Below are 20457 nucleotides of genomic sequence, written 5' to 3' on the forward strand. Positions count from 1 at the left end.
GCACCCAGCAACGTCCGGGGCGTGCCAGCCTCTCGATCGTGGGGGGCGGGTACGCGGTCGACCTCGAGGCGCTGGGCCGGGCGGCCCGGGGTGTGCGCGCCACCGTCGACCAGGTCGAGGTCGGGCGGCTCGACGGCGTCGGGTCCGCGCCCGGTCACGACCGGTTGAGCGCGGCGCTCGAGGAGTTCGCCACGCGGTGGCAGCAGGGTGTGGAAGCCCTCGCCGACGACGGCCGCGACGTCGCCGACCGGCTCGCGGCGGCCGAGGCCGGGTACCGGCGGGCGGACACCGGTGCCGCCCGCGGTCTCGACGGGCTGGTGCGCGGTGCGGGCCCCGACCCGGGAGGGAGCTGATGCCGGAGCTCGGCGCCACCGAGGACCTGACCGCCCTGATCCCCGGCGACCCCGTCGTCCTGCGCACCGCCGGTGCGACCTACCGGCGGTACGCGCTGATGCTCGAGGAGGCCTCGTCCGGGCTCGGCCGGGTCCGCACGCCGGACGGCTGGTCCGGGCCGGCCGCGGACGGTTTCCGCGCGGCGTTCGCTCCCGAGCCTCGACGCTGGCAGGACGCCGCCGCGGCCTTCGGTGACGCCGCCCGCGCTGCCGAAGACCACGCCGCCGCGCTGGAGTGGGCGCGGGGTCGGGCAGGCGAGGCCGTGACCCGCTGGCACGAGGCGCAGAGGGCGTCGATGACCGCCCGCGCGCAGTACGACCAGGCGATCGCGGCCGGGGGCGCCCCTGTGCCGTTCGTCGACCCCGGCGACGGCGCACGCGCCGACGCCCAGCGGCTCCTCGCCGAGGCCCGGCAGCACGTGCGGGACTCCGGCGATCGGTCCGCCGCCGTGGTCACCGCGGCCTGCGGCGCCGCCCCGCCCGCGCCCGGGTTCTGGGGGGAGCTCGCCGACGGGGCGGGCGCGGTCGCGGCGGAGGCGGGCAATGCGACGGCCTCGGTCGGGAACGCCCTGCTCCAGAACCCCCTGGACGCCGCGGCCGTGGTCGGTGGTGGCGCGCTGGCCGCGGTCAGCGCCGCCGGCGTCGTCGGGTCCGTGGCCCTCGACGCGACCGGGGTCGGCGCCGTGGCCGGTGTCCCCCTCGGCGGTCTGTCGCTCGCCGGGGTGGCGACGGGTGTGGGCATCGCCGGTGTCGGCGCGGCGGACGCGATCGCCCACGCGGTCGGCGACGACCGCGTCGCGCCCTTCACCGTCGCGGCGGACGCCGATGCAGGGGCGGACGCGGCCCTGCCCGCTGCCGATCGCATCCCGACTGTGGGCGACCCGGGAAGGAATCCCGGTGTACGGCAGCTGCCTGACGAGCAGGCTGTCCGAGACCTCTACGACGAGTTGTCCGAGAACGGCACGCCCTTGCGCTGGGACGGCTACGACGGCCCGTCGGTCCGGCTGCCCGACGGGACGGAGATCGGGCTCCGCGACCGATCGGGCTCCGGCGGCACGACACTGGACGCGAGACTCCCGAACGGAGAGCGATGGAAAGTCCACATTCCCCGACGCTGACCGAGCAGGACGGCGCTGGCCAGATTCTGCTTCGGGGCCTCGACGACTGGATCAGTCTCGATGAGGTGCGGTACGTGATGCACCTCGTCGAGCGGAACGACGGGGTGCCGTATCTCGAACGGGACCCCGTCGCCCTCCGCGACGCGAGCCTGGAGGCCATCACGGTGCTGGTCGAGAACGACCTTGCTCGGCTCGGTGACGTGAACCCCGACTTCGAACCGTGGCCCCTGTCCACGGACGAGGCGCTGCAACGTCTGCGCCGAGAGTGGTGGGATCCCGAGAAGGACCTTCGGCCCGGCAACATCTGCTGGCTCCAAAACACCCCCGCCGGCGACGAGGTCGCGCGGCGCATCGAGGCCGCCCGCGACACGTGAACCCGTTCCTCCGAGCCCCGCCGCGCAGTAGCGTCGCCGGTCACGGAGGCGTTCTCATGGACATCCAGGCGCTCCGCTACGCGGTGACGCTGGCGGAGGAACTGCACTTCCGGAAGGCCGCGGAGCGGCACTACATCGCCCCGCAGGCCTTCGGGCGGCACGTACGCGCGCTGGAGAAGGAGGTCGGGGCCCGCCTCTTCGACCGCACGAGCCGTCGCGTCACCCTCACCCCGGCCGGGGTCCGCCTGGTCGAGCGGGCGTGCGACGTGCTGGCGCGCGTCGACGACCTGGCCGCGGCGGTGCACGACGCGCCGTCGGCGAACGACGACGGGGTCGTGCGCGTCGGGATCCTCGGCTTCGGAGCGGCCGACCGCTGGCCCGCGCTGCGCCGCCTGGTGCAGGCGCAGCTCCCGGAGAGCCTGCTCGTGCACATCGAGCTGGACTGGGACTCCCAGTTCGACGCCGTCCGCGAGGGGCAGGTCGACGTCGCGGTGGTGCACGACGTCGGACCGGTCGACGGGCTGCGTCTCGATCACGTGCTGACGGCGGGTCGGGTCGCGGTCGTCCCGGTCTCGTCCCCGTTCGCCGACGCGGAGCACCTCGACGAGGACGACGTCGCGGGCGCGGCGTGGGTGCGGCCGGTCGGGCGCCATCCCGGTCTCGGGCGGTGGGCGGGGCCCGCGATGCAGGTGTCGCGCCGCAGCCCGGTGGTGCGCACCCCCGCCGCGATCCCCGCGGCGGTCGCGACGTCCGGGATGCTCGGCGTCCACGGCGATCCCGCCCGGCGCTTCTTCGCCCGCCCCGACGTCCGGTTCGTCCCGCTGGCCGGCGACGAGTGCCGCGTCTCGGTGGCCACGGGCGTCGACGACGACTCGCGCGTCGCGCTCGCGTTCCGCCAGGCGGCGGACCTCGTCACCCTGCCCTGAGCTGTCAAGGGACGGATCGCAACCGAAACGGCACGTGATCCGGCGGACGACCCGGGCCACGGTGGGCTCACGACCCCGACGACCGACCCCGACGACGTGGGAGGCCACGATGGCCCGGCGACTCAGTGACCACTTCGGCCACCTCTTCCCGACCACCGCGGTGGGCTCCTACCCGCGGCCGAAGTGGAACACCTTCGACCTCGGCGGCGAGGACATCCGCGTGGCCATGCGCCGCGGAGACTTCGCCGAGGCCTACTCCGACGGCGTGCGCGCGATGATCGGCGACCAGATCGACGCCGGCATCGACCTGCCCACCGACGGCCACCTCTGGTACGACCGCCACGAGGGCTTCATCTCGTCGTTCCTGCTCTACCCCGCCTACCACCTCGACGGCATCACGGTGGAGCCCGCGCCGAACCACCTGTTCGAGGCGTTCGGCACCGAGACCGCGGCGCCGTTCGCCGGGACGTGGAGCGAGACGGCCGTGACCGGCCCGATCGGGCGCGGCACCATGCACCTCGCCGACCTGTGGACGAGCGCTCGCGCCGTCAGCCCGCGCACCGTGAAGTTCTGCAGCGGGATGGGCCCGGCGAACCTCGCCGGCTGGCTGACCGACCGCCACTACCACGACAAGAAGGCGCTCTACCGCGACCTCGCGGCGGCCTACAACGCCGAGTTCAAGGACGCCGTCGCCGCCGGGGTCGAGGTGCTGCAGCTCGACGACGTCGGCTTCACCCTGCACCAGCCCGAGGACTACCCCCTCGTCGTCGAGACGCTCAACCAGGCGCTCGAGGGCGTCGACGCCCTGACGATCTTCCACATCTGTCACCTCGCCAGCGGCGTCCCGGTCGGCATCACGCCGTACGCCGGGTTCCACGAGCTGGTCGCGAACGAGCTGCGGGTCGACGCCGTCGAGTACGCCTTCGCCGAGACGGGCTTCCCGGACGACGACTTCAACTTGTGGTCGCGCTTCCCCAGCGACAAGGGCCTCGGCGTCGGTTGCATCGACATCAAGCGGCTCGTCGTCGAGACGCCGGACGCGATCGCCGCGGGCGTGCGCAAGGCCCTCGAGCACGTCTCGCCCGACCGCGTCCACCTGACGTCCGACTGCGGTCTGTTCTCGCTGCCGCGGCCGATGGCGCGCGGGAAGCTCGTCTCGATGGCGAAGGCGGCTGAGCAGCTGCGCGCCGAGATCGCCTGATCCGATGAGCGTCCGACACGACGACATCACCGTGCCGGGACCCCCGCGGTGCGAGGAGGTCTCCGACGGCATCCACGCCTACATCCAGCCCGACGGCACGTGGTGGATCAACAACACCGGCTTCGTGGTCGGCCCGCAGGGCGTGACCGCGATCGACGCGTGCTCCACCGAGCGCCGCACCCGCGCGTTCCTCGACGCGATCGCCTCGGTGACCGATCGGCCGGTGCGCACTCTCGTCAACACCCACCACCACGGCGACCACACCTTCGGCAACGCCCTGTTCGGGAACGCGGCGATCGTGGCGCACGAGAAGACCCGGTCCGAGGCCATCGCGTTCGGCCCCGCCCGCGAGCTGACGTACTGGCAGAACCCCGAGTGGGGCGACCTGCCCCTCGACCCGCCGTTCATCACCTTCACCGACCGCGTCGCGGTGCACGCCGGTGACCTGCGCGGCGAGGTCCTGCACGTGGGCACCCCGGCGCACACCACCAACGACTCGATCGTCTGGTTCCCCGACCGGTCGACGCTGTTCTGCGGCGACCTGGTCTTCCACGGCGGCACACCGTTCCTTCTCATGGGCTCGGTGGCGGGTGCGATCGACGTGCTCGAGAACGTCCTGGTGCCCCTCGGCGCGCAGACGACCGTGCCCGGCCACGGCCCCGTGTTCCACGACCGGGCGCCGCTGGACGCGACGCTCGACTACCTGCGCTTCGTCCTCGACGTCGCCGAACGCGGCCGCGCCGCCGGCGTCACCCCGCTGCAGGCCGCGCGGGACACCGACCTCGGCCGGTTCACCGACTGGCCCGACGCCGAGCGCATCGTCGGCAACCTCCACCGCGCCTACGCCGAACTCGACGGCCTCGAGCGCGGCGGGACGATCGACGTCTTCGCCGCCCTCGACGACATGGTCACCTACCACGGCGGACCGCTGACCTGCTTCGCGTGAGACCGCCCGCGGGGGAGATCAGCACGGCGAAACGCACCTCCTGACGCCCCCGAGAGGTGTCTTTCGCCCTGGTGATCTCGGTGCGGTGCCACCCTGGTCCCCTGTCGGCAGGGGAGGCAGGGCGATGACGACGATCTCCGGCGCGCGGGTGTTCGACGGGAACGACGCCCTCGGCGTGGTGAGCGTGACCATCGACGACGGGGTGGTCACCGCGATGGGCCCCGGGAGGGACGGCGGGACGGGGGACGTCGACGGCCGGGGCATGACCCTGCTGCCCGGGCTGATCGACGCGCACGTGCACCTCCGTGGTGCCGGCAACCTCGGCCAGGACCTGCGCCACGGCGTCACCACCGTGCTCGACATGTTCTCCGCGCCGCCGCAGTTCACCGCCATGCTCCGGAGGCGGGCGCAGGTGCGCACCGACGAGGCCGACCTGCGCAGCTCCGGACTCATGGCCGGCGCGGTCGACGGCTGGCCCGCGGTGATGCTCCCGCCCGACCCCTCGGGCTGGCGCATGCCCGGGCTCTCGGGCCCGCAGGACGCCGAGCAGTTCGTCAGCGACCGCGTCCGCGAGGGCTCCGACTACCTCAAGATCTTCGTCGAGAACAGCGCCGACGTCACCCGGCCCACGCTGAGCCCGGAGACGGTGGCGGCCGTGTGCGCCGCCGCGCGGTCCCACGGCCTGCAGACCGTGGCGCACGCGCCGACCCGGTGGGCGTTCCGGACCGCGCTCGAGGCCGGGGTCGACGTCCTCACCCACGTCCCGCTGGACGGCCCGGTCGACGACGCCGACCTCGCCGGCCTCGTCGTCTGCCCGACGCTGGCGATGATGCGGGCCCGGTCCGACGCCGCGAGCACCGACGAGCTCCTCGCCGACCCGCGCCTGCTCTCCGGGCTCGACCCCGAGGTCGTCGCAGCGCTGCGCGCCGGCGACCGGGGCCACCTGCCCGTCAGCACCGCGCCCGGCGTGTCCTACGACCACGCGACCGGGAACGTCGGGCGCCTCGTCGACGCCGGCGCGACGATCCTCGCCGGCACCGACGCCAACGACGTCCCCGGCCACGCCGCCGCGGTGCTGCACGGGGCGTCGATGCACCTCGAGCTGGAGCTGCTCGCGCGGGCGGGGCTGACGCCGCGCCACGTCCTGCGCGCCGCGACCTCGCTGCCGGCGGACGTGTTCGGCCTCGCCGACCGCGGCCGGATCACGCCGGGCAAGCGCGCCGACCTGCTGCTCGTCGAGGGCGACCCGCTGTCCGACGTCACCGCCACCCGCGACGTCCGCGCGGTGTGGCGCGCGGGCGTCCGTCTCTGACGGAGTATCCGGCCGTCTCGCGGAGGCGCTAGACGGCCTGAGAGAGCCCGATCGCCGCCACCCGACCCCTGCCGATGGCCACAACGGGTGATGACCGGGGACCTCCCCGACCGGCGCGCAACGGCGGGGGCAACACTGGAGCCAGCGGCCGGGTGGGGGCCGCGCATCCACGCCGGGGGAGGCATGGTCGTGACGTCCACTCAGGATCTCCGCATCGCTGCGGAGCTCGCGCCGCCGCGCGCCTTCGACGCGGCCTGCCGCATGGTGGTCGACTACCTCGCCCGCGTCGTCCCGCTCGACGCCTGGGCGGTCACGCGCGTCGCGGACGGCCGGCAGACGATGCTGGTCACCGCCGACTCGGCCTACGGGCTCGAGCCGGGCGTGAGCGCGGCGTGGACCGACTCGATGTGCCAGTACATGGTCGCCGGGACCACCCCGCGCATCGTCCCGGACACCCGCGCGATCCCCGATCTGGAACGCATCGCGTGCACCGCCGCGGAGCAGGGCATCGAGGTCGGCAGCTACGTCGGCACCCCGATCGTCACCGGTGACGGGTCGCTGTTCGGCACCGTGGTCGGGATGAACCGCGAGCCGGTGACGACGACGCTGGACGACCAGGAGCCGCTGCTCGACCTGCTGTCCAGCCTCCTGTCGTCGGTGCTCGAGGCCGACTCCGCCGCGGTCGACACCGCGCGCGCCCTCGAGCGGGCCGTCAGTGACGCCGAGACCGATCCGCTCACCGGGCTGCTCAACCGCCGGGGGTGGGAGCGCTGGCTGGCACGCGAGGACGAGCGCTTCCGGCGCTTCGGCGACCCCGCCTCGGTGGTCATGCTCGACAGCGACGGGCTCAAGACCGTCAACGACACCGAGGGGCACGACGCCGGCGACCGGCACCTGCGGCACACCGCCGCGGTCCTGCGCTCGGCGATCCGCAGCACCGATCCGCTCGCCCGCCTCGGCGGTGACGAGTTCGCGCTGGTGGTGCAGGTGGGCACCGAGGACGCGGAAGGCCTGGTCATGCGGCTGCGCGAGGCCCTGGACGACTCGGGCGTGCCGTGCTCGATCGGCACGGCCCCGTTCACGGTCTCCGACGGCTTCCCGGGCGCCTGCGCCGCGGCCGACGCCGCGATGTACGCCGACAAGCGCGCCCGGCGCGGCGGCGACCGCACCTGATCTCTTCCGTTTCCAACGTATAGCCGACCACGGGGCTTGCGGCAAGACCCGGGTCCCGGCGCACGATCGCCGCTCACCAGAACGGGATCGGCGCCCTCGCGTGGCGCCGTGGGGAGGCCTGTGTCCACGCCGGGGTACGACGAGGAACTGCGATCCGAGCGCGACCACGTGTCCGGGCTCTACGCCCGGCTCGATGCGGAACGCGCGCGCGTGAAGGGCGAGTACGACGCGGCACTGAAGGGCACCGGCGAGTCGCCCATGGAGCGCGACGTCGCGGTGCGTGCCGCGGCCACGCAGATGAAGCGACTGGACGTCGCGGACAACGGGCTGTGCTTCGGGCGGCTCGACGCGCACTCCGGCGAGCGCTCCTACATCGGCCGGATCGGTCTGCGCGACGAGCACGACGAGCCGGTGCTGCTCGACTGGCGCGCCCCGGCCTCGCGCGCCTTCTACGTCGCCACCGGCGCGCACCCCGAGGACATGCGCCGGCGCCGTCAGTTCCACACGCGCGGGCGCCGCATCGTCGACTTCACCGACGAGGTGCTCAGCCGTCCCGGCGCCGGCGGCCCCGACGGCGCCGACCGCGACGCGGACGCGGCCCTGCTCGCGGCCGTGAACGCGCCGCGCGGCGAGGGCATGCGCGACATCGTCGCGACGATCCAGGCCGAGCAGGACGAGATCATCCGCCTCGACCACCCCGGTGTGCTCGTCATCGAGGGTGGCCCGGGCACCGGCAAGACCGTCGTGGCGCTGCACCGCGTCGCCTATCTGCTCTACACGCAGCGCGAGCGGATGGAGCGCCACGGCGTGCTCGTGGTCGGGCCGAACCCGGCGTTCCTGCACCACATCGGGCGCGTCCTCCCGTCGCTGGGCGAGTCCGACGTCGTGTTCACGACGACCGGCGACCTCGTGCCCGGCCTCGCGGTCACGGCTGAGGACACACCCGAGGCCACCCGGCTCAAGGGCTCGCGGGCGATGCTCGACGTGCTCGCCGCGGCGATCGCGGACCGGCAGCGGCTGCCCGAGGAGCCGCTGACGATCGCGCTCGAGGACGTCACGGTGCGCATCGACGCCGAGACCGCGCAGTGGGCGCGCGAGGAGGCACGCGCGAGCGGGCTCCCGCACAACGAGGCCCGCCCGGTGTTCACCGAGATCGTCACCTACGTCCTCACCGAACGGGCGGTCGGCCGGATCGCCCGGGGCTGGATCACCCGGTCCGACCGCGCCGCGTGGGCGCAGCTGCGCACCGACGTGCTCGACGAGCTGGCGAAGTCCGAGGCGTTCACCGCCGCGCTCGACGAGCTCTGGCCGATCCTGACCCCGGCGACGCTGCTCGGCCCGCTCTACGCCTCGTCCGACCGGCTGCGCGCAGCCGGCGCGGACCCCGCGCTGTGGCGGGCCGACGGGCACGCCTGGACGGTGCCCGACGTGCCGCTGCTCGACGAGCTGGTCGACCTGCTGGGACGCGACAAGGCGGCGGTCGACGCCGAGGAGCGCGCCGCCGAGCGGGAGCGGCAGGCCGAGTCCGAGTACGCCGCCGGCGTCATGGAGATCCTGACGCTGGACCGCGAGGAGCTGGACGAGGACGTCGGGGTGACCGTCGACGACCTGATCCACGACGCGCGCCTGGCCGAGCGGTTCGAGGAGCGCGACACACGCGAGCTCGCCGAGCGCGCCGCGGCCGACCGCGACTGGACATACCGCCACGTCGTCGTCGACGAGGCCCAGGAGCTCTCGGAGATGGACTGGCGGGTGCTGATGCGGCGCTGCCCGAGCCGCTCGTTCACCGTGGTCGGCGACCTCGCCCAGCGCCGCTCCCCGGCCGGGGCGAGGTCCTGGGGCGCGATGCTCGAGCCCTACGTCCCCGGGCGCTGGGCGTACCGGTCGCTGACGGTCAACTACCGCACGCCGGCGGAGATCATGGCCGTCGCGGCCGCGGTGCTGGCGGAGTTCGCCCCGGACGTCCGGCCGCCGGACTCGGTGCGGGCCTCCGGTGTGCGGCCGTGGTCGCGGCAGGTCACCGACGACGAGCTCCCGGCCGCGATCGAGGCGTTCGTGCGCGACGAGGCCGGACGCGAGGGGACGAGCGTGGTGATCGGGACCGGCGGGGTGGCGCCGACCGCGACGAAGGGCCTCGAGTTCGACGCGGTGCTCGTCGTCGACCCGGACCGCATCCTGGCGCAGGGACCGCAGGGGGCCGCCGACCTCTACGTCGCCCTCACCCGCGCGACCCAGCGCCTCGGCGTCCTGCACCGGGACCCGCTGCCGGGTGCGCTGCGCGCATGTGAGCACTTCGAGGTGCTGGAGCACTCCGAAGTGCTCACATGCCGGCAGGCACCCCCGGTCAGGTCGTGAGCTGGGCGGTCGCCGTCGCCGCGGCCGCGCGGATGTGCCGGATGCTCGCCTCGGCGGCCGCGTCGGCGTCCCGCGCCTCGACGGCGTCGACCACCGCGCGCAGCTCCGCCGCCGCCTCGGCGGGCCGGCCCGGCGCGGAGAGCGACGTCGCGCGCAGCAGCCGCACCCGCGCCTGGAGCCCGGCGAGCGTCTGCTGGAGCGGCCCGCTCGCCGAGCCCTCCATGAGCACGTCGTAGAAGCGGTCCTTCGCGCCGAGGTGGTCGCCGACCTCGCCCGTCGCGGCGCTGCGGGCGATCTCGTCGACGGCACTGCGCAGCGCGCGGACCTGGTCGTCGCCGGCCCGCTGGACGAAGCGCCGGACCGCGAGCGCCTCGAGCGAGGCGCGCATCTCGTAGATGTCGGCGGCGTCGGACGGCGACAGCGACGTCACCTCGGCCCCGCGCTGCGGGACGACGGTGACGAGACCCTCGGCGGCGAGCTGGCGGATGACCTCGCGGACCGTGGCCCGCGAGACCCCGAGGCTCTCGGTGAGCTCGCGCTCGATGAGGCGCTCCCCGGGGCGCAGGCGCAGGTCGAGGATCGCCGAGCGCACGCGGTCGGTCACCTGCTCGCGCAACGGCGCGGCGACGCGCGGCAGCGGCTCGGGGCCCCACACCGACGACGACACGGCGCCCATCGTCGCACCTGGCCCCGGCAGCACGCGTCAGCGCGATGCGGCCAGCTCGGCGAGGATCGGTGCCGCGGTCGTCGCGGCGTGGATCCCGACGACGCTGGCGATCTCGAACATCTCGAGGATCTCCGCGACGGTCGCGCCGTGGCCCAGGGCGTTGCGCAGGTGCAGCTTGAGGCCGGGCACGTAGAGGTGGGTCGCCGAGGCGTCGAAGGCGCAGTAGACGAGCTCCTTGACCTTCGGCTCGAGCGTGCCGGTCTGCCAGGGCACCGACGAGAAGGCGACGTAGGCCTCGAACAGGTCCGGGTCCAGCTCGAGGATCTCGTCCCAGAACGTGTGCCAGTAGCCACGGGTCGCGGTGAACTCGGCCTTGAGCCGCTCCTGGCGCTCGTCGAGCGGCGCCGGCCCGTCGCGCAGGCCCTCCTCGACGAGCACCTCGACCAGCAGCGGCACCCCGATGTTCGCGGCGTGGATGCCGAGCGTGCTCGTCAGCTCGAGCACCTCCATGATCTCGTGCGGCGTCGCGCCGGCGTCGAGCGCCGCGGCCACGTGCTGGCGCACCCCCGGCGTGTAGAGGTGGGTCGCGGCGGCGTCGACGGCGATGTAGAGGAGCTCGCGGACCTTCGGCGTGAGCGCGCCCGGCTCGCGGCGCCACGGCACCGCGGAGAAGTCGAGGTAGGCGCGGACGAAGGCGGGGTCGAGTTCCAGCATCCGCTCCCACGGCTCGCCCCAGGTGCCGCGCACGCGGACGAACTCGTCCTTGATGGCCTGCTGCTCGTCGGTGAGCGTCACGGTGTCCCCTTCCGCTCGCGCAGCCAGCGGGCGATCTCGGTGTGGTCGGCGGTCGGCCCGAGCTCGGCGAGTGCCTCGTCCCAGAGCGCGACCGTCGCCGCCGCGTGCCGGGTCGGGACGCTCGTGCTCGCGGCGAGGTCGAGGGCGATGTGGATGTCCTTCACCAGCAGGCCGATGCCGAAGCCGGCCCCGTAGGTGCCGGGCAGGATGTGGTTCGGCCACTTGTTCTCGGTCGATCCGCTGCGCCCGGACGAGCCGTTGACGACCTCGAGCATCACGGCGGGGTCGAGCCCGAACTCCTCGCCGACGAGCACCGCCTCCGAGCTCGCGACGAGGTGGGCCGCCGACATCAGGTTGTTCAGCGCCTTGAGCGCATGGCCGGCGCCGACCGGCCCGACGTGGCGGGGGCGGCCCATGGCGGCGAGCAGCGGTTCGAGGTCCGCGACGACGTCGTCGGCCCCGCCGACCATCACGGCGAGCGTGCCCGCGCGGGCCCCGGAGACGCCGCCGGAGACCGGGGCGTCGACCAGCACGCGCCCCGTGTCGGCCAGCGAGGCCGCGAGCGCGCGGGTGCGCAGGGGCTCCGAGGAGCTCATGTCCACGATCACGCGGGCGGCGTCGAGCTCCGCCACCACCGACTCGACGATCGCCGAGTTCGGCAGGCAGAGCAGCACGGCCTCGGCGCCGTCGGCCGTCTCCGACGCCGAGCCGACGACCGTCGCGCCGGGCACGGCGGCGGCGAACGCCTCGCGCGCCTCGGGCGAGGCGTCGTACGCCCGGACCGTCACGCCCGCGTCGACGAGGCGCGACACCATCGGCGTGCCCATCTGCCCGAGGCCGACGAACCCGACCGCCCGGCCGGAGGGCCCGCTCACGACCGCTCCCTCGTCTCGGCCAGCACCCCGTCGGCGACCCGGAACGCCTCGAGGCCGGCGGGCGCCCCGCAGTAGGCCGTGGCCTGCAGCAGCGCCTCCTGGATCTCGGTTTCGGTGACTCCGTTGGTGAGCGCGCCGCGCACGTGCACCGCGAGCTCGTGGGAGCGGCCGAGCGCGGTGAGCATGACGAGGTTGAGCAGGCTGCGGGTGCGGCGGTCGAGGCCCGGGCGGTCCCACACCTCGCCCCAGCAGCAGCGGGTCACGTACTCCTGCACGGGCCGGGAGAAGTCGCTGACCTGCGCCATCGACCGCTCGACGTGGTCTTCGCCGACGACCTCCTTGCGGATGGCGAGGCCGCGCTCGAAGCGGTCGTCGGTCCCGTTCCGGCCGCTCATCGCGCTGCCCGCCCGTACTCGTCCTCGGAGACCTCGTCGAGCCAGGTCGTCGTGCCCAGGGAGACCGCGAGGTGGGTCATGATCGAGCCGGGCCCGGCGCCGTGCCAGTGCCGCTCGTCCGGCGGCACCCAGACGACGTCGCCGACCGTGAGCGGCTGCGGCGTCTCGCCGTGCGTGCACACCCACCCCGTCCCGGCGGTGACGACGAGGATCTGGCCCCGCTCGTGGTGGTGCCAGAAGGTCCGTGCGCCGGGGGTGAACGTCACCGAGTTGATCGTGGTGCCGTCGGTGGTCGGCAGCACCGGGTCGCCCCAGACGGTGCCGGTGAAGGTGGCACCGCGTGCTTCGGTGACGACGCCGTCGGCGCGCCCGTGGACGATCTTCACGAGACCTCCCCAGAAGTGGACTCAGTCGTGGGCTGCTGGATCCGGACGCCGCCGGCGAGGTCGCCGAGGGCGTCCACGACGCGGTTGGAGATGACGTCGCCGTAGCCGAGGTGCGCGGCCATGCCGAACGAGGCGATGGGGCCCGCGGCGTTGAGCGAGGGCACGCCGAGGCGCGCGAGAAGCTCGGTGTAGAGCGTGACGTCCTTGGTCATCAGGCGGCTTGTGAGCCCGCCCTCGAGGTAGTCGCCCTCGACGATGCGCGGGAACCGGTTGCTCGAGGCGAACGACTGCCCGCTGCCGCCGTTGATGGCCGCGAGCAGCGTGCGCAGGTCCAGGCCCGCGCGCTGCCCGGCCACCATGACCTCGGCGGTTGCGGCGAGCGTCACCGCGTTGAGGAAGTTGTTGAGCAGCTTCGCGGTGTGCCCGGCGCCGACCGGACCGAGGTGGTGCACGGTCGCGGCCAGCGGCGCGAGGACGGGGCGGATCGCGTCGAGGGCCGCGGCGTCGCCGCCTGCCATGATCGTCAGCGTGCCCTTCTCGGCCGCCGCCGCGCCGCCGGAGATGCCGGCGTCGAGGTAGGTGACGTCGCGGGTCGCGGCCTCCGCGGCGAGCGCGACCGTCGACTCGGGCGACGCCGTCGACAGGTCGACCACGGTCGTGCCGGACGCCGCCCCGGTGAGCAGGTCGCGGACCACCGGCTCGACGACCGTCGAGTCCGGCAGCGAGAGCAGCACCGTCGCAGCGCGCCGCGCGACCTCGGCGGGGCTCCCGACGGCCTCGGCGCCGACGTCCTCCGCCCGGCCCGTGACCGGGTCGTGGCCGACGACCTCCCACCCCGCGTCCACCAGCCGGCGCGCCATCCGCCCGCCCATGTTGCCCAGTCCGATCACGCCGACCGTGGTCATGTCCGGCGTCCCTCCACCTCGAGTCGGATCACCAGGTCGTCGATCCCCGTGCCCTGCGCGCGACCGGGGAAGCGGCGTCCCACGTCGGCGTCGTGCCCGGCCACGAGGACCCGGCCCGGCCGGTCGGTGATCTCGCGCAGCGTGTCGAAGCCCGCGTACATGGCCTCGAGGTCGGCGACGACGAAGAACGGCCGGTCCCGTGTGAGCTCGTCGTAGAAGTGCAGCGCGTCGGCGGCCAGCACGACCTCCCCGCCCTGCACCGCGACGCGGGCGATCAGCTGGCCCGGCGTGTGCCCGCCGACCTCGAGCAGCCCGAACCCGTCGCCCAGCTCGCAGTAGCCGGTGAACGTCGTGACCCGGCCCTCGTCGTGGGCGCGGGCCAGCGCGGCGATCTCGCCGGCCTCGGTGGAGTGCGCGAACTGGACGCGCCCGGCGTGCGGGCCGGTCCAGAAGGCGAGCTCCCGCGCGGTCACGACGATCTCGGCGGCCGGGAAGCGGTCGAGGTTGCCGATGTGGTCGTAGTGCGCGTGGCTGACCACCAGCCGGTCGACCGTGGCGGCGTCGATGCCGAGCGCGGCCAGCGCGTCGACGGGGTCGACGAGCACCTCCCGGCCGCGACGTCGCCCGACCTCGGGGTCGAACCCGCAGTCGACGACGGTGGTGCGCCCGTCGCCCCGGACGATCCAGAAGAAGTAGTCCATCCGGAACGACTCGTCGGGTTCGCCGTAGACGTGCCAGTTGAGGTACGCCTCGGTGCGCGTGGTGACGCGCGTGCCGTAGCGGACGGCCCAGACCTCGTTGGTCATCGCAGCGCTCCGCTCCGGATCTTGGCTAGCACCGGCAGCAGGTGCTCGAGGAGCCCCTCGGGGTCCTCGGACATCGGGAAGTGGCCGCGTCCCGCCATGACCACCAGCTCCCCGCCCAGCTGCTCGGCGGCCCGCCGGCTCATCTCCGTGGTGGCCGAGTAGTCGTACTCGCCGCTGAAGACGTACAGCGGACAGGTCGCGCGGCCGAGGCCGGCGGCGATCGGGGGGAAGTCGATCGAGTAGAAGGCCGTGTCGCCCTGGTAGACGCCGGGTCCGTTGCTGGCGTAGCCCCACAGGGTCTGGGCACGCTGTCCCTCCGGGCTCGAGGGCGCGATCAGCCCGCCGACCCAGCTGGCCAGGAAGCCGGAGTGGTCGACGTCGGCGCGGTGGGTCCACTCGACGAAGCGCCCGGCACTCCCGAGACCACCCTCGAGCGCGCACACCCCGGCGAACCGGCCGCCGTGCTCGGCGGCGAGGTAGAGCGCGATCGCTCCGCCCATCGAGCAGCCCAGGAGCACCGGGCGGTCGAGCTCGAGCGCCTCGGCGACCGCGAGCACCGTCGCCGCGTACGTCGCGGTGTCGAGCGTGTAGCGGCGGTGCTGCCAGTCGTCGGGGGGATCGGAGCGCCCGTGCCAGGGCATGTCGAAGGCGACGACGGTGTGGTGGTCGGTGACCCGCGGGTCCTCGAGCAGGCCGCGGAACTGGCGCGAGTCGGCGCCCGCCGTGTGCAGGCACAGCAGCGGCGGGCCCTCGCCCGCGGTCTCCACGAAGATCCTTCGACCGTCGTCCAGGTGCAGGTAGCGCCCGACGCTCGGCCCGAACCCCGGCGGTCGCGGCGCGGGATCGGGCCGTCGCCGGATCGGCGCCCGTTCGGTGTCGCGCAGCGCGTCGAGGATCCGGTCGATCGCGGGGGCCGCCCGCGCCCACACCTCGCGCCGGCCGGTGATCCGCTCGCTGCCGCGGGTGGCGACGAGGGCCTGCGCCGTCGTCGCGCCGCGCGGGGGCGGGTCGGCGCAGAACTCGGCCCACTCCGCGTCGGAGACGGCGAAGCCGACGTCCCAGGTGGCGTTGATGCCCGGCGCGCCCTCGACGCGCACGGAGCCCTCGACCACCCGGACCAGGACGCGGGTGGCCCCGATCTCGAGCAGCAGGCTCCAGTCGGGTCCGGGCGGCAGGCCCGCGAGCAGTCCGTCGGTGAGCGTCTCCGCCACCCGTGTCTCGTCGAGCCCCATCGCGCCTCCCCGTCGAGGACCTGTTGACGCCGTCGGGGCGCGACTCTACGTTCCAGATTGTCTGACAGCCAGACGAAGAAGCACCTCGGTGGCGAGGAGTGGTCTCGATGACGAGTCCCGAGCAGGCCGTGAGCACGCCGGCGGAGAGCCCGGAACGTGCGGAGAAGCGGAAGTCGGCGACCCGCGGGGCGTTCTTCGCGGAGTTCGTCGACATGTTCGACATCTATCTGCCGACCGTGGTGCTGACCCCGGCGCTGCTCTACTTCCAGCCCGCGCAGCTCGACCCGGGCACCACCGCGATCTTCACGTCGCTCGTCTTCGTCACCACGCTCGTCGGGCGGCCGATCGGCGCCGCGGTGTTCGGCGCGCTGGCCGACCGCATCGGGCGCCGGCGCAGCACGATCATCTCGGTGACGGGCTTCGGCGTGATCACGCTGCTCATCGCCCTGGTGCCCGGCTACACGACGATCGGGATCGCGTCGTTCTGGGTGCTCATCGTGCTGCGGTTCCTCGACGGGATCTGTCTCGGCGGCGGGTACACCGGCGCGCTCCCGCTGGCCATGGAGTACTCGACGAAGAGCCGCCGCGGGCTGCTCGGCGGGATCATCCTGTCGGCGTTCCCCCTGGCCTACGTCGTGATCACGCTCGTCGGCCTGGCCTCGTTCGCGCTCTTCCCGCTGGCCGGGCCCGACTCCCCGTACGCCGTGTGGGGCTGGCGCGTCCCGTTCGTGCTCGGCGCGCTGCTGGCCTTCGTCCTCGCGGCGTACTACGTGCGCAGCGTGTCCGAGTCGGAGATCTGGGAGGCCGCCGAGGCCGCGAAGTCCGAGGGCACCTCGCAGGGCGGCGCGGGCCGACCGCTCCTCGCGGTGCTGCGCAGCTCCACGTTCCTGCAGGTCTTCGGGATGATGACCGGGTTCTGGCTGACGCAGAACCTCGTGACGCTCTTCCTGCCGACCACCGTGCTGCGCAACCTCGTGGGCCTGTCCAACAACCAGCTGACGGTGACGTTGCTGATCGCCTACGTCTGCCTGGTCGGCAGCTACATCGCGGCGGGAGTGATCGGCCAGCGCATCGGGAGACGGCGGTTCTTCATGATCGGCGGGCTGCTCATCGCCACGGTCGGCGTGGGGCTGATGGCCGTGCTCGTCAACGGCCGCGGCCTACCGCTCGGCGTCGTGATCCTCGTCGTGTGCCTGTTCTCGATCGTCGTGACCGCACCGTGGGGCGTCGTCCTGCCCTACATCACCGAGCGGTTCCGCACCGACGTCCGCGCCTCCGGCTTCGGCCTCGGATTCAGCGTGTCGGTCGTGATCCCGTCCTTCTACGCCTTCTTCCTCGAGGGCCTCGGCGGGCTCATGCCGTACGCGACGGCCGTGCTCGTGCTGCTCGCCTTCGGCGGCCTGCTCGGGGCCGCGGGCGCGGCCGCGGGCCCCGAGACGAAGGACGTCGACTTCGAGTAGGTGCGCTCCGCGCATGTGAGCACTTCGAGGTGCTGGAGCACTCCGAAGTGCTCACATGCCGTCAGGCACCTCGGTACGCGCCGGCCTTGATGTCCTCGAGCAGGCCGGGACCCGTCGGTGTCCAGTCGAAGGCCCTGCGGGTGTGGTCGCTCGACGCGGCGAGGTCCATCGCGAAGAACATGCCGATGAAGCCGAAGTGCTCGACGGCGTCGTCGGGGGCCACGGAGGTGACGGGGACGCCCAGCGCGTCGCCGATCGCCTGGGCGATCTCGCGGCTGGGGATCGCCTCCTCGGCGACGGCGTGCAGCCGCGTCCCGGCCGGGGCCTGCTCGAGCCCGAGCCGGACGAGCCGGGCGGCGTCGGAGACGTGCACCGCCGACCAGCGCGTCGAGCCGTCCCCGACGTAGGCGGACACCCCTCGACGGCGGGCGGCGGCGGTGATGAGGGCGATGAAGCCGTGGTCGCCGTCGCCGTGGGTGGTGGGCGCGAAGCGGACGCAGACGGCGCGGACGCCGCGGTCGACGTAGGCGAACGCCAGGTTCTCCGCGCCGCCGCGCGGCGCGTCCGGACCGATCGCGGGCGACGGATCCGCCTCCGTCCCGGGTCGCCCGACCGCGAGCCCGGCCACCCCGCCGGCCAGCACGAGCGGCCGGCCGGTGCCGACGAGCGCCTCGCCCAGGGTCTCGACCGCGACGCGCTCGGCCCGGTTCGACTCCGCCGGGTGCGTCCAGTCGTGCTTGTTCGCGAGGTGCACGACCCCCTCGGCGTCGGCGGCCCCGCGCCGCAGCGCCTCGAGGTCGTCGAGGTCCCCGCGCAGGACCGTCACGCCCTTGGCCTCCAGCGCGGCGGCCGAGGCGTCGGAGCGGGCGAGCCCGACGACCTCGTGTCCCGCGCCGAGCAGCTCGTCGACGGTGGCGGAGCCGATCCAACCGCTGGCTCCGGTGACGAATACACGCATGATGCGTGGCCTCCTCTGCCCTCACGGGCGACCATGTCAGGTACTGACATCACTGTAGACCCTGATGTCAGCGACTGCCATCAGTACGCTGTGCCCATGGTCCGCTGGAAGCCCGGGGCGCGCGAGCGGCTGCAGGCCGCCGCCCTCGAGCGGTTCGGCGCGCAGGGCTTCGACGGCACGACGGTCGCGGAGATCGCCGCGACGGCGGGGCTCACCGAGCGGACCTTCTTCCGGCACTTCGCCGACAAGCGCGAGGTGCTCTTCTCCGGCCAGGACGAGTTCGAGCGCCTGTTCCTCGCGGGCATCGAGGAGGCGGGCGACTCCGACCCCATGGCGATCGTCGCGGCCGCGCTCGAGGGCGCGACCGCGTTCTTCCCCGACGAGCGCCGATCGTGGTCCCGCGCGCGCCAGCGCGTCATCGACGCCGACCCGGGCCTGCAGGAGCGCGAGCTCCTCAAGCTCTCCGGCCTGGCCACGGCGATGACCGACGGCCTGCGCCGCCGCGGCGTCGACCCGACGGCGGCCGCCCTGGCCGCCGAGAGCGGCGTCGCTGTCTTCCGGGTCGGCTTCGCGACGTGGATCGCCGAGGGCGAGGAGCGCCCGCTCGCCGAGGTCCTGCGGGCGGTGCTCACGCAGCTCCGGTCGCTGGTCACCGCGCCCCAGGTCTAGGCGCGCCGCTGCTCCTCGGCGAGGAAGTGCGCGGCGTCGGCGGTGGCGGGGTAGAGCGCGCGGTAGTGCTCGTGGAAGGCGTCGTAGCGGGCGGTGCGCTCGGGGTCGGGCGTCGCGGTGGCGACGATCGGGTTCCAGCTCGCGAGGTCGGCGGCGAAACCGAGCGCGCGGGCGGCGAGGACGGCGTCCCCGAGCGCCGCGCCGGTGGTGTCGGCCGGGACGTGCTGCTCCTGCCCGGTCACGTCGCTGACGATCTGCGTCCAGAGCCCGCCGCGGGTCCCACCGCCGACGGCGACCAGGCGCGGGTCCGGCCCGCCGGCGTCGCGGAACGCCTCGAGGTTGTGCCGCACCCCGTGCGCGATGCCCTCGAGCGCGGCGCGGTACAGCTCCGCGCGGCCGTGCCCCGTCGTCAGCCCGAGCACCAGGCCGCGGGCGTCGGGGTCGAGGATCGGGGTGCGCTCGCCGGCGAAGTAGGGCAGCAGGAGCAGCCCGCGGGCACCGGGCGGGACGTCGGCGGCCTCGTCGGTCAACGTCGTGTAGTCGGCGCCGACGAGGTCGCGCAGCCACGCCGTGACCGCGCCGGAGGTGGCCATCCCGGCCGCGGTGGTGAACGAGCCGGGCGCGACGCCGCGGGTCGCCCACAGCGCCGGGTGCCGGACAGGCGCGTCCGCGACCTGCACCAGGAACATCGTCGTGCCGTACATGACCATCGTGTCGCCGGCGCTCTCCACGCCGACGCTGGCCGCCTCCGCCCAGGCGTCGATCGTCCCGGTAACCACCGGTGTCCCGGCCCGCAGCCCGGTCTGCGCCGCCGCGTGCTCGGTGACGACCCCCGCGACCTCCCCCGGCCACCGCAGCCGGGGCAGGGCGAGGCCGGGGGCGACGAGCTCGGCCAGGTCGGGCGCCCAGTCGGCGGCCTCGAGGTCGTACATCGGGTCGCACTGGCTCGCCGAGTGGTGGTCGAGGACGTACTCGCCGGTCAGGCGGTGCACGAGGTACGAGCTCGCCATGAAGAAGTACCGCGTCGCGTCCCAGATCTCGGGCTCGTGACGCTGCAGCCACCGCCACTTGGGCCCGACCGCCTGGCTCGACAACGGCGTCCCGCCGCGCGCCACGATCGCGTCCGCGCCGATCTCGTCGGTGAGCTCGTCGATCTCCCGGGTGGCGCGGGTGTCGACGCCGTAGAGGATCGCGGGACGCAGCGGGCACGCCTCGGCATCGGCGGGCAGCAGCACCGGCCCGATGCCGCTGACGCCGACCGCGTCCGGCGTGCCGTGGGCCAGCAGCTCGCGCGTCAGCGCCACGACGTCGCCCCACCACACGTCCTCGGCGTCGTGCTCGACCCATCCGGGCCGCGGGAACGACGTCGCGTGCTCGACCTCCGCCCGCGCGACGACCGTGCCGTCGCCGGCGTCGACGAGGACGCCCTTCGACGACGACGTCCCAATGTCGATCCCGAGCACGAGCGTCACGGTGCGCGACACTAGAGACCCGGTCCGACGGCCTTCCAGG

At 74.1% G+C, this 20457-nt stretch carries 21 protein-coding genes; 11 read left to right on the forward strand and 10 right to left on the reverse strand.

The window, feature by feature from the left end; translation table 11 throughout:
* Positions 1 to 38 precede the first annotated feature (38 nt).
* The 9 genes from PH191_RS19885 to helR all read left to right on the forward strand — a co-directional run bounded on the left by PH191_RS19885 (position 39) and on the right by helR (position 9797).
* The gene (locus PH191_RS19885; RefSeq protein WP_274196354.1) at positions 39 to 353 is read left to right on the forward strand and encodes a hypothetical protein; all 315 of its coding nucleotides are present in this window, start codon (positions 39 to 41) and stop codon (positions 351 to 353) included.
* Positions 353 to 1510 carry a putative T7SS-secreted protein gene (locus tag PH191_RS19890; RefSeq protein WP_274196355.1) on the forward strand — a complete coding sequence of 386 codons (1158 nt, stop codon included), beginning with the start codon at positions 353 to 355 and terminating at the stop codon, positions 1508 to 1510. Before PH191_RS19885 ends, PH191_RS19890 begins: the two co-directional genes overlap by 1 nt.
* A 65-nt stretch (positions 1511 to 1575) precedes the next feature.
* On the forward strand, positions 1576 to 1884 hold the full coding sequence (locus tag PH191_RS19895; protein ID WP_274196356.1) for a hypothetical protein: 309 nt from the start codon (positions 1576 to 1578) through the stop codon (positions 1882 to 1884).
* 56 nt (positions 1885 to 1940) lie between these two features.
* Entirely contained in the window at positions 1941 to 2810 is an 870-nt protein-coding gene (locus tag PH191_RS19900; RefSeq protein WP_274196357.1) for a LysR family transcriptional regulator, read from the forward strand.
* A gap of 109 nt (positions 2811 to 2919) precedes the next feature.
* On the forward strand, positions 2920 to 4011 hold the full coding sequence (locus PH191_RS19905) for a hypothetical protein (protein WP_274196358.1): 1092 nt from the start codon (positions 2920 to 2922) through the stop codon (positions 4009 to 4011).
* 4 nt (positions 4012 to 4015) lie between these two features.
* Complete coding sequence (locus PH191_RS19910; protein ID WP_274196359.1) at positions 4016 to 4957, forward strand: MBL fold metallo-hydrolase; 942 nt, start codon at positions 4016 to 4018, stop codon at positions 4955 to 4957.
* 124 nt (positions 4958 to 5081) lie between these two features.
* Positions 5082 to 6269: an amidohydrolase family protein gene (locus PH191_RS19915; RefSeq protein ID WP_274196360.1), complete on the forward strand. Its 1188-nt coding sequence runs from the start codon at positions 5082 to 5084 to the stop codon at positions 6267 to 6269.
* 189 nt (positions 6270 to 6458) lie between these two features.
* Positions 6459 to 7442, forward strand: coding sequence for a sensor domain-containing diguanylate cyclase (locus PH191_RS19920; RefSeq protein WP_420791830.1), 984 nt, complete (start codon positions 6459 to 6461; stop codon positions 7440 to 7442).
* Positions 7443 to 7562: 120 nt separating this feature from the next.
* Complete coding sequence (gene helR / locus PH191_RS19925; protein WP_274196362.1) at positions 7563 to 9797, forward strand: RNA polymerase recycling motor ATPase HelR; 2235 nt, start codon at positions 7563 to 7565, stop codon at positions 9795 to 9797.
* Here helR and PH191_RS19930 read toward each other — a convergent pair.
* The 8 genes from PH191_RS19930 to PH191_RS19965 are packed head-to-tail and all read right to left on the reverse strand — an operon-like array spanning position 9787 to position 15858.
* The gene (locus PH191_RS19930; protein ID WP_274196363.1) at positions 9787 to 10473 is read right to left on the reverse strand and encodes a GntR family transcriptional regulator; all 687 of its coding nucleotides are present in this window, start codon (positions 10471 to 10473) and stop codon (positions 9787 to 9789) included. The genes helR and PH191_RS19930 overlap by 11 nt on opposite strands.
* Positions 10474 to 10500: 27 nt before the next feature.
* The gene (locus PH191_RS19935) at positions 10501 to 11259 is read right to left on the reverse strand and encodes a carboxymuconolactone decarboxylase family protein (RefSeq protein ID WP_274196364.1); all 759 of its coding nucleotides are present in this window, start codon (positions 11257 to 11259) and stop codon (positions 10501 to 10503) included.
* On the reverse strand, positions 11256 to 12134 hold the full coding sequence (locus PH191_RS19940; RefSeq protein ID WP_274196365.1) for an NAD(P)-dependent oxidoreductase: 879 nt from the start codon (positions 12132 to 12134) through the stop codon (positions 11256 to 11258). The genes PH191_RS19935 and PH191_RS19940 overlap by 4 nt, the downstream gene beginning before the upstream one ends.
* The gene (locus tag PH191_RS19945) at positions 12131 to 12529 is read right to left on the reverse strand and encodes a carboxymuconolactone decarboxylase family protein (protein WP_274196366.1); all 399 of its coding nucleotides are present in this window, start codon (positions 12527 to 12529) and stop codon (positions 12131 to 12133) included. The genes PH191_RS19940 and PH191_RS19945 overlap by 4 nt, the downstream gene beginning before the upstream one ends.
* Complete coding sequence (locus tag PH191_RS19950) at positions 12526 to 12915, reverse strand: cupin domain-containing protein (protein ID WP_274196367.1); 390 nt, start codon at positions 12913 to 12915, stop codon at positions 12526 to 12528. The genes PH191_RS19945 and PH191_RS19950 overlap by 4 nt, the downstream gene beginning before the upstream one ends.
* Entirely contained in the window at positions 12912 to 13820 is a 909-nt protein-coding gene (locus PH191_RS19955) for an NAD(P)-dependent oxidoreductase (protein ID WP_274196368.1), read from the reverse strand. The genes PH191_RS19950 and PH191_RS19955 overlap by 4 nt, the downstream gene beginning before the upstream one ends.
* Positions 13817 to 14626, reverse strand: a complete 810-nt coding sequence (locus PH191_RS19960) for an N-acyl homoserine lactonase family protein (protein ID WP_274196369.1) — start codon at positions 14624 to 14626, stop codon at positions 13817 to 13819. The genes PH191_RS19955 and PH191_RS19960 overlap by 4 nt, the downstream gene beginning before the upstream one ends.
* Positions 14623 to 15858 carry an alpha/beta fold hydrolase gene (locus tag PH191_RS19965; protein WP_274196370.1) on the reverse strand — a complete coding sequence of 412 codons (1236 nt, stop codon included), beginning with the start codon at positions 15856 to 15858 and terminating at the stop codon, positions 14623 to 14625. The genes PH191_RS19960 and PH191_RS19965 overlap by 4 nt, the downstream gene beginning before the upstream one ends.
* A gap of 107 nt (positions 15859 to 15965) precedes the next feature.
* On the opposite strand from PH191_RS19965, the gene PH191_RS19970 reads away from it, so the two are divergent.
* Entirely contained in the window at positions 15966 to 17318 is a 1353-nt protein-coding gene (locus tag PH191_RS19970) for an MFS transporter (protein ID WP_274196371.1), read from the forward strand.
* A 61-nt stretch (positions 17319 to 17379) separates the two neighbouring features.
* Here the strand turns inward: PH191_RS19970 and PH191_RS19975 are convergent, their stop codons facing one another.
* Positions 17380 to 18276: an SDR family oxidoreductase gene (locus tag PH191_RS19975; RefSeq protein ID WP_274196372.1), complete on the reverse strand. Its 897-nt coding sequence runs from the start codon at positions 18274 to 18276 to the stop codon at positions 17380 to 17382.
* A gap of 96 nt (positions 18277 to 18372) precedes the next feature.
* Between PH191_RS19975 and PH191_RS19980 the strand changes: the two genes are divergently transcribed.
* Positions 18373 to 18945, forward strand: a complete 573-nt coding sequence (locus PH191_RS19980) for a TetR family transcriptional regulator (protein WP_274196373.1) — start codon at positions 18373 to 18375, stop codon at positions 18943 to 18945.
* On the opposite strand, the gene PH191_RS19985 is transcribed toward PH191_RS19980, so the two are convergent.
* On the reverse strand, positions 18942 to 20417 hold the full coding sequence (locus tag PH191_RS19985) for an FGGY-family carbohydrate kinase (protein WP_274196374.1): 1476 nt from the start codon (positions 20415 to 20417) through the stop codon (positions 18942 to 18944). The two genes, PH191_RS19980 and PH191_RS19985, sit on opposite strands and share 4 nt — an antisense overlap.
* Between the last annotated feature and the right edge of the window lie 40 nt (positions 20418 to 20457).

The organism is Actinomycetospora callitridis, from assembly GCF_028737265.1.
Taxonomy (GTDB): Bacteria; Actinomycetota; Actinomycetes; order Mycobacteriales; family Pseudonocardiaceae; genus Actinomycetospora; species Actinomycetospora callitridis.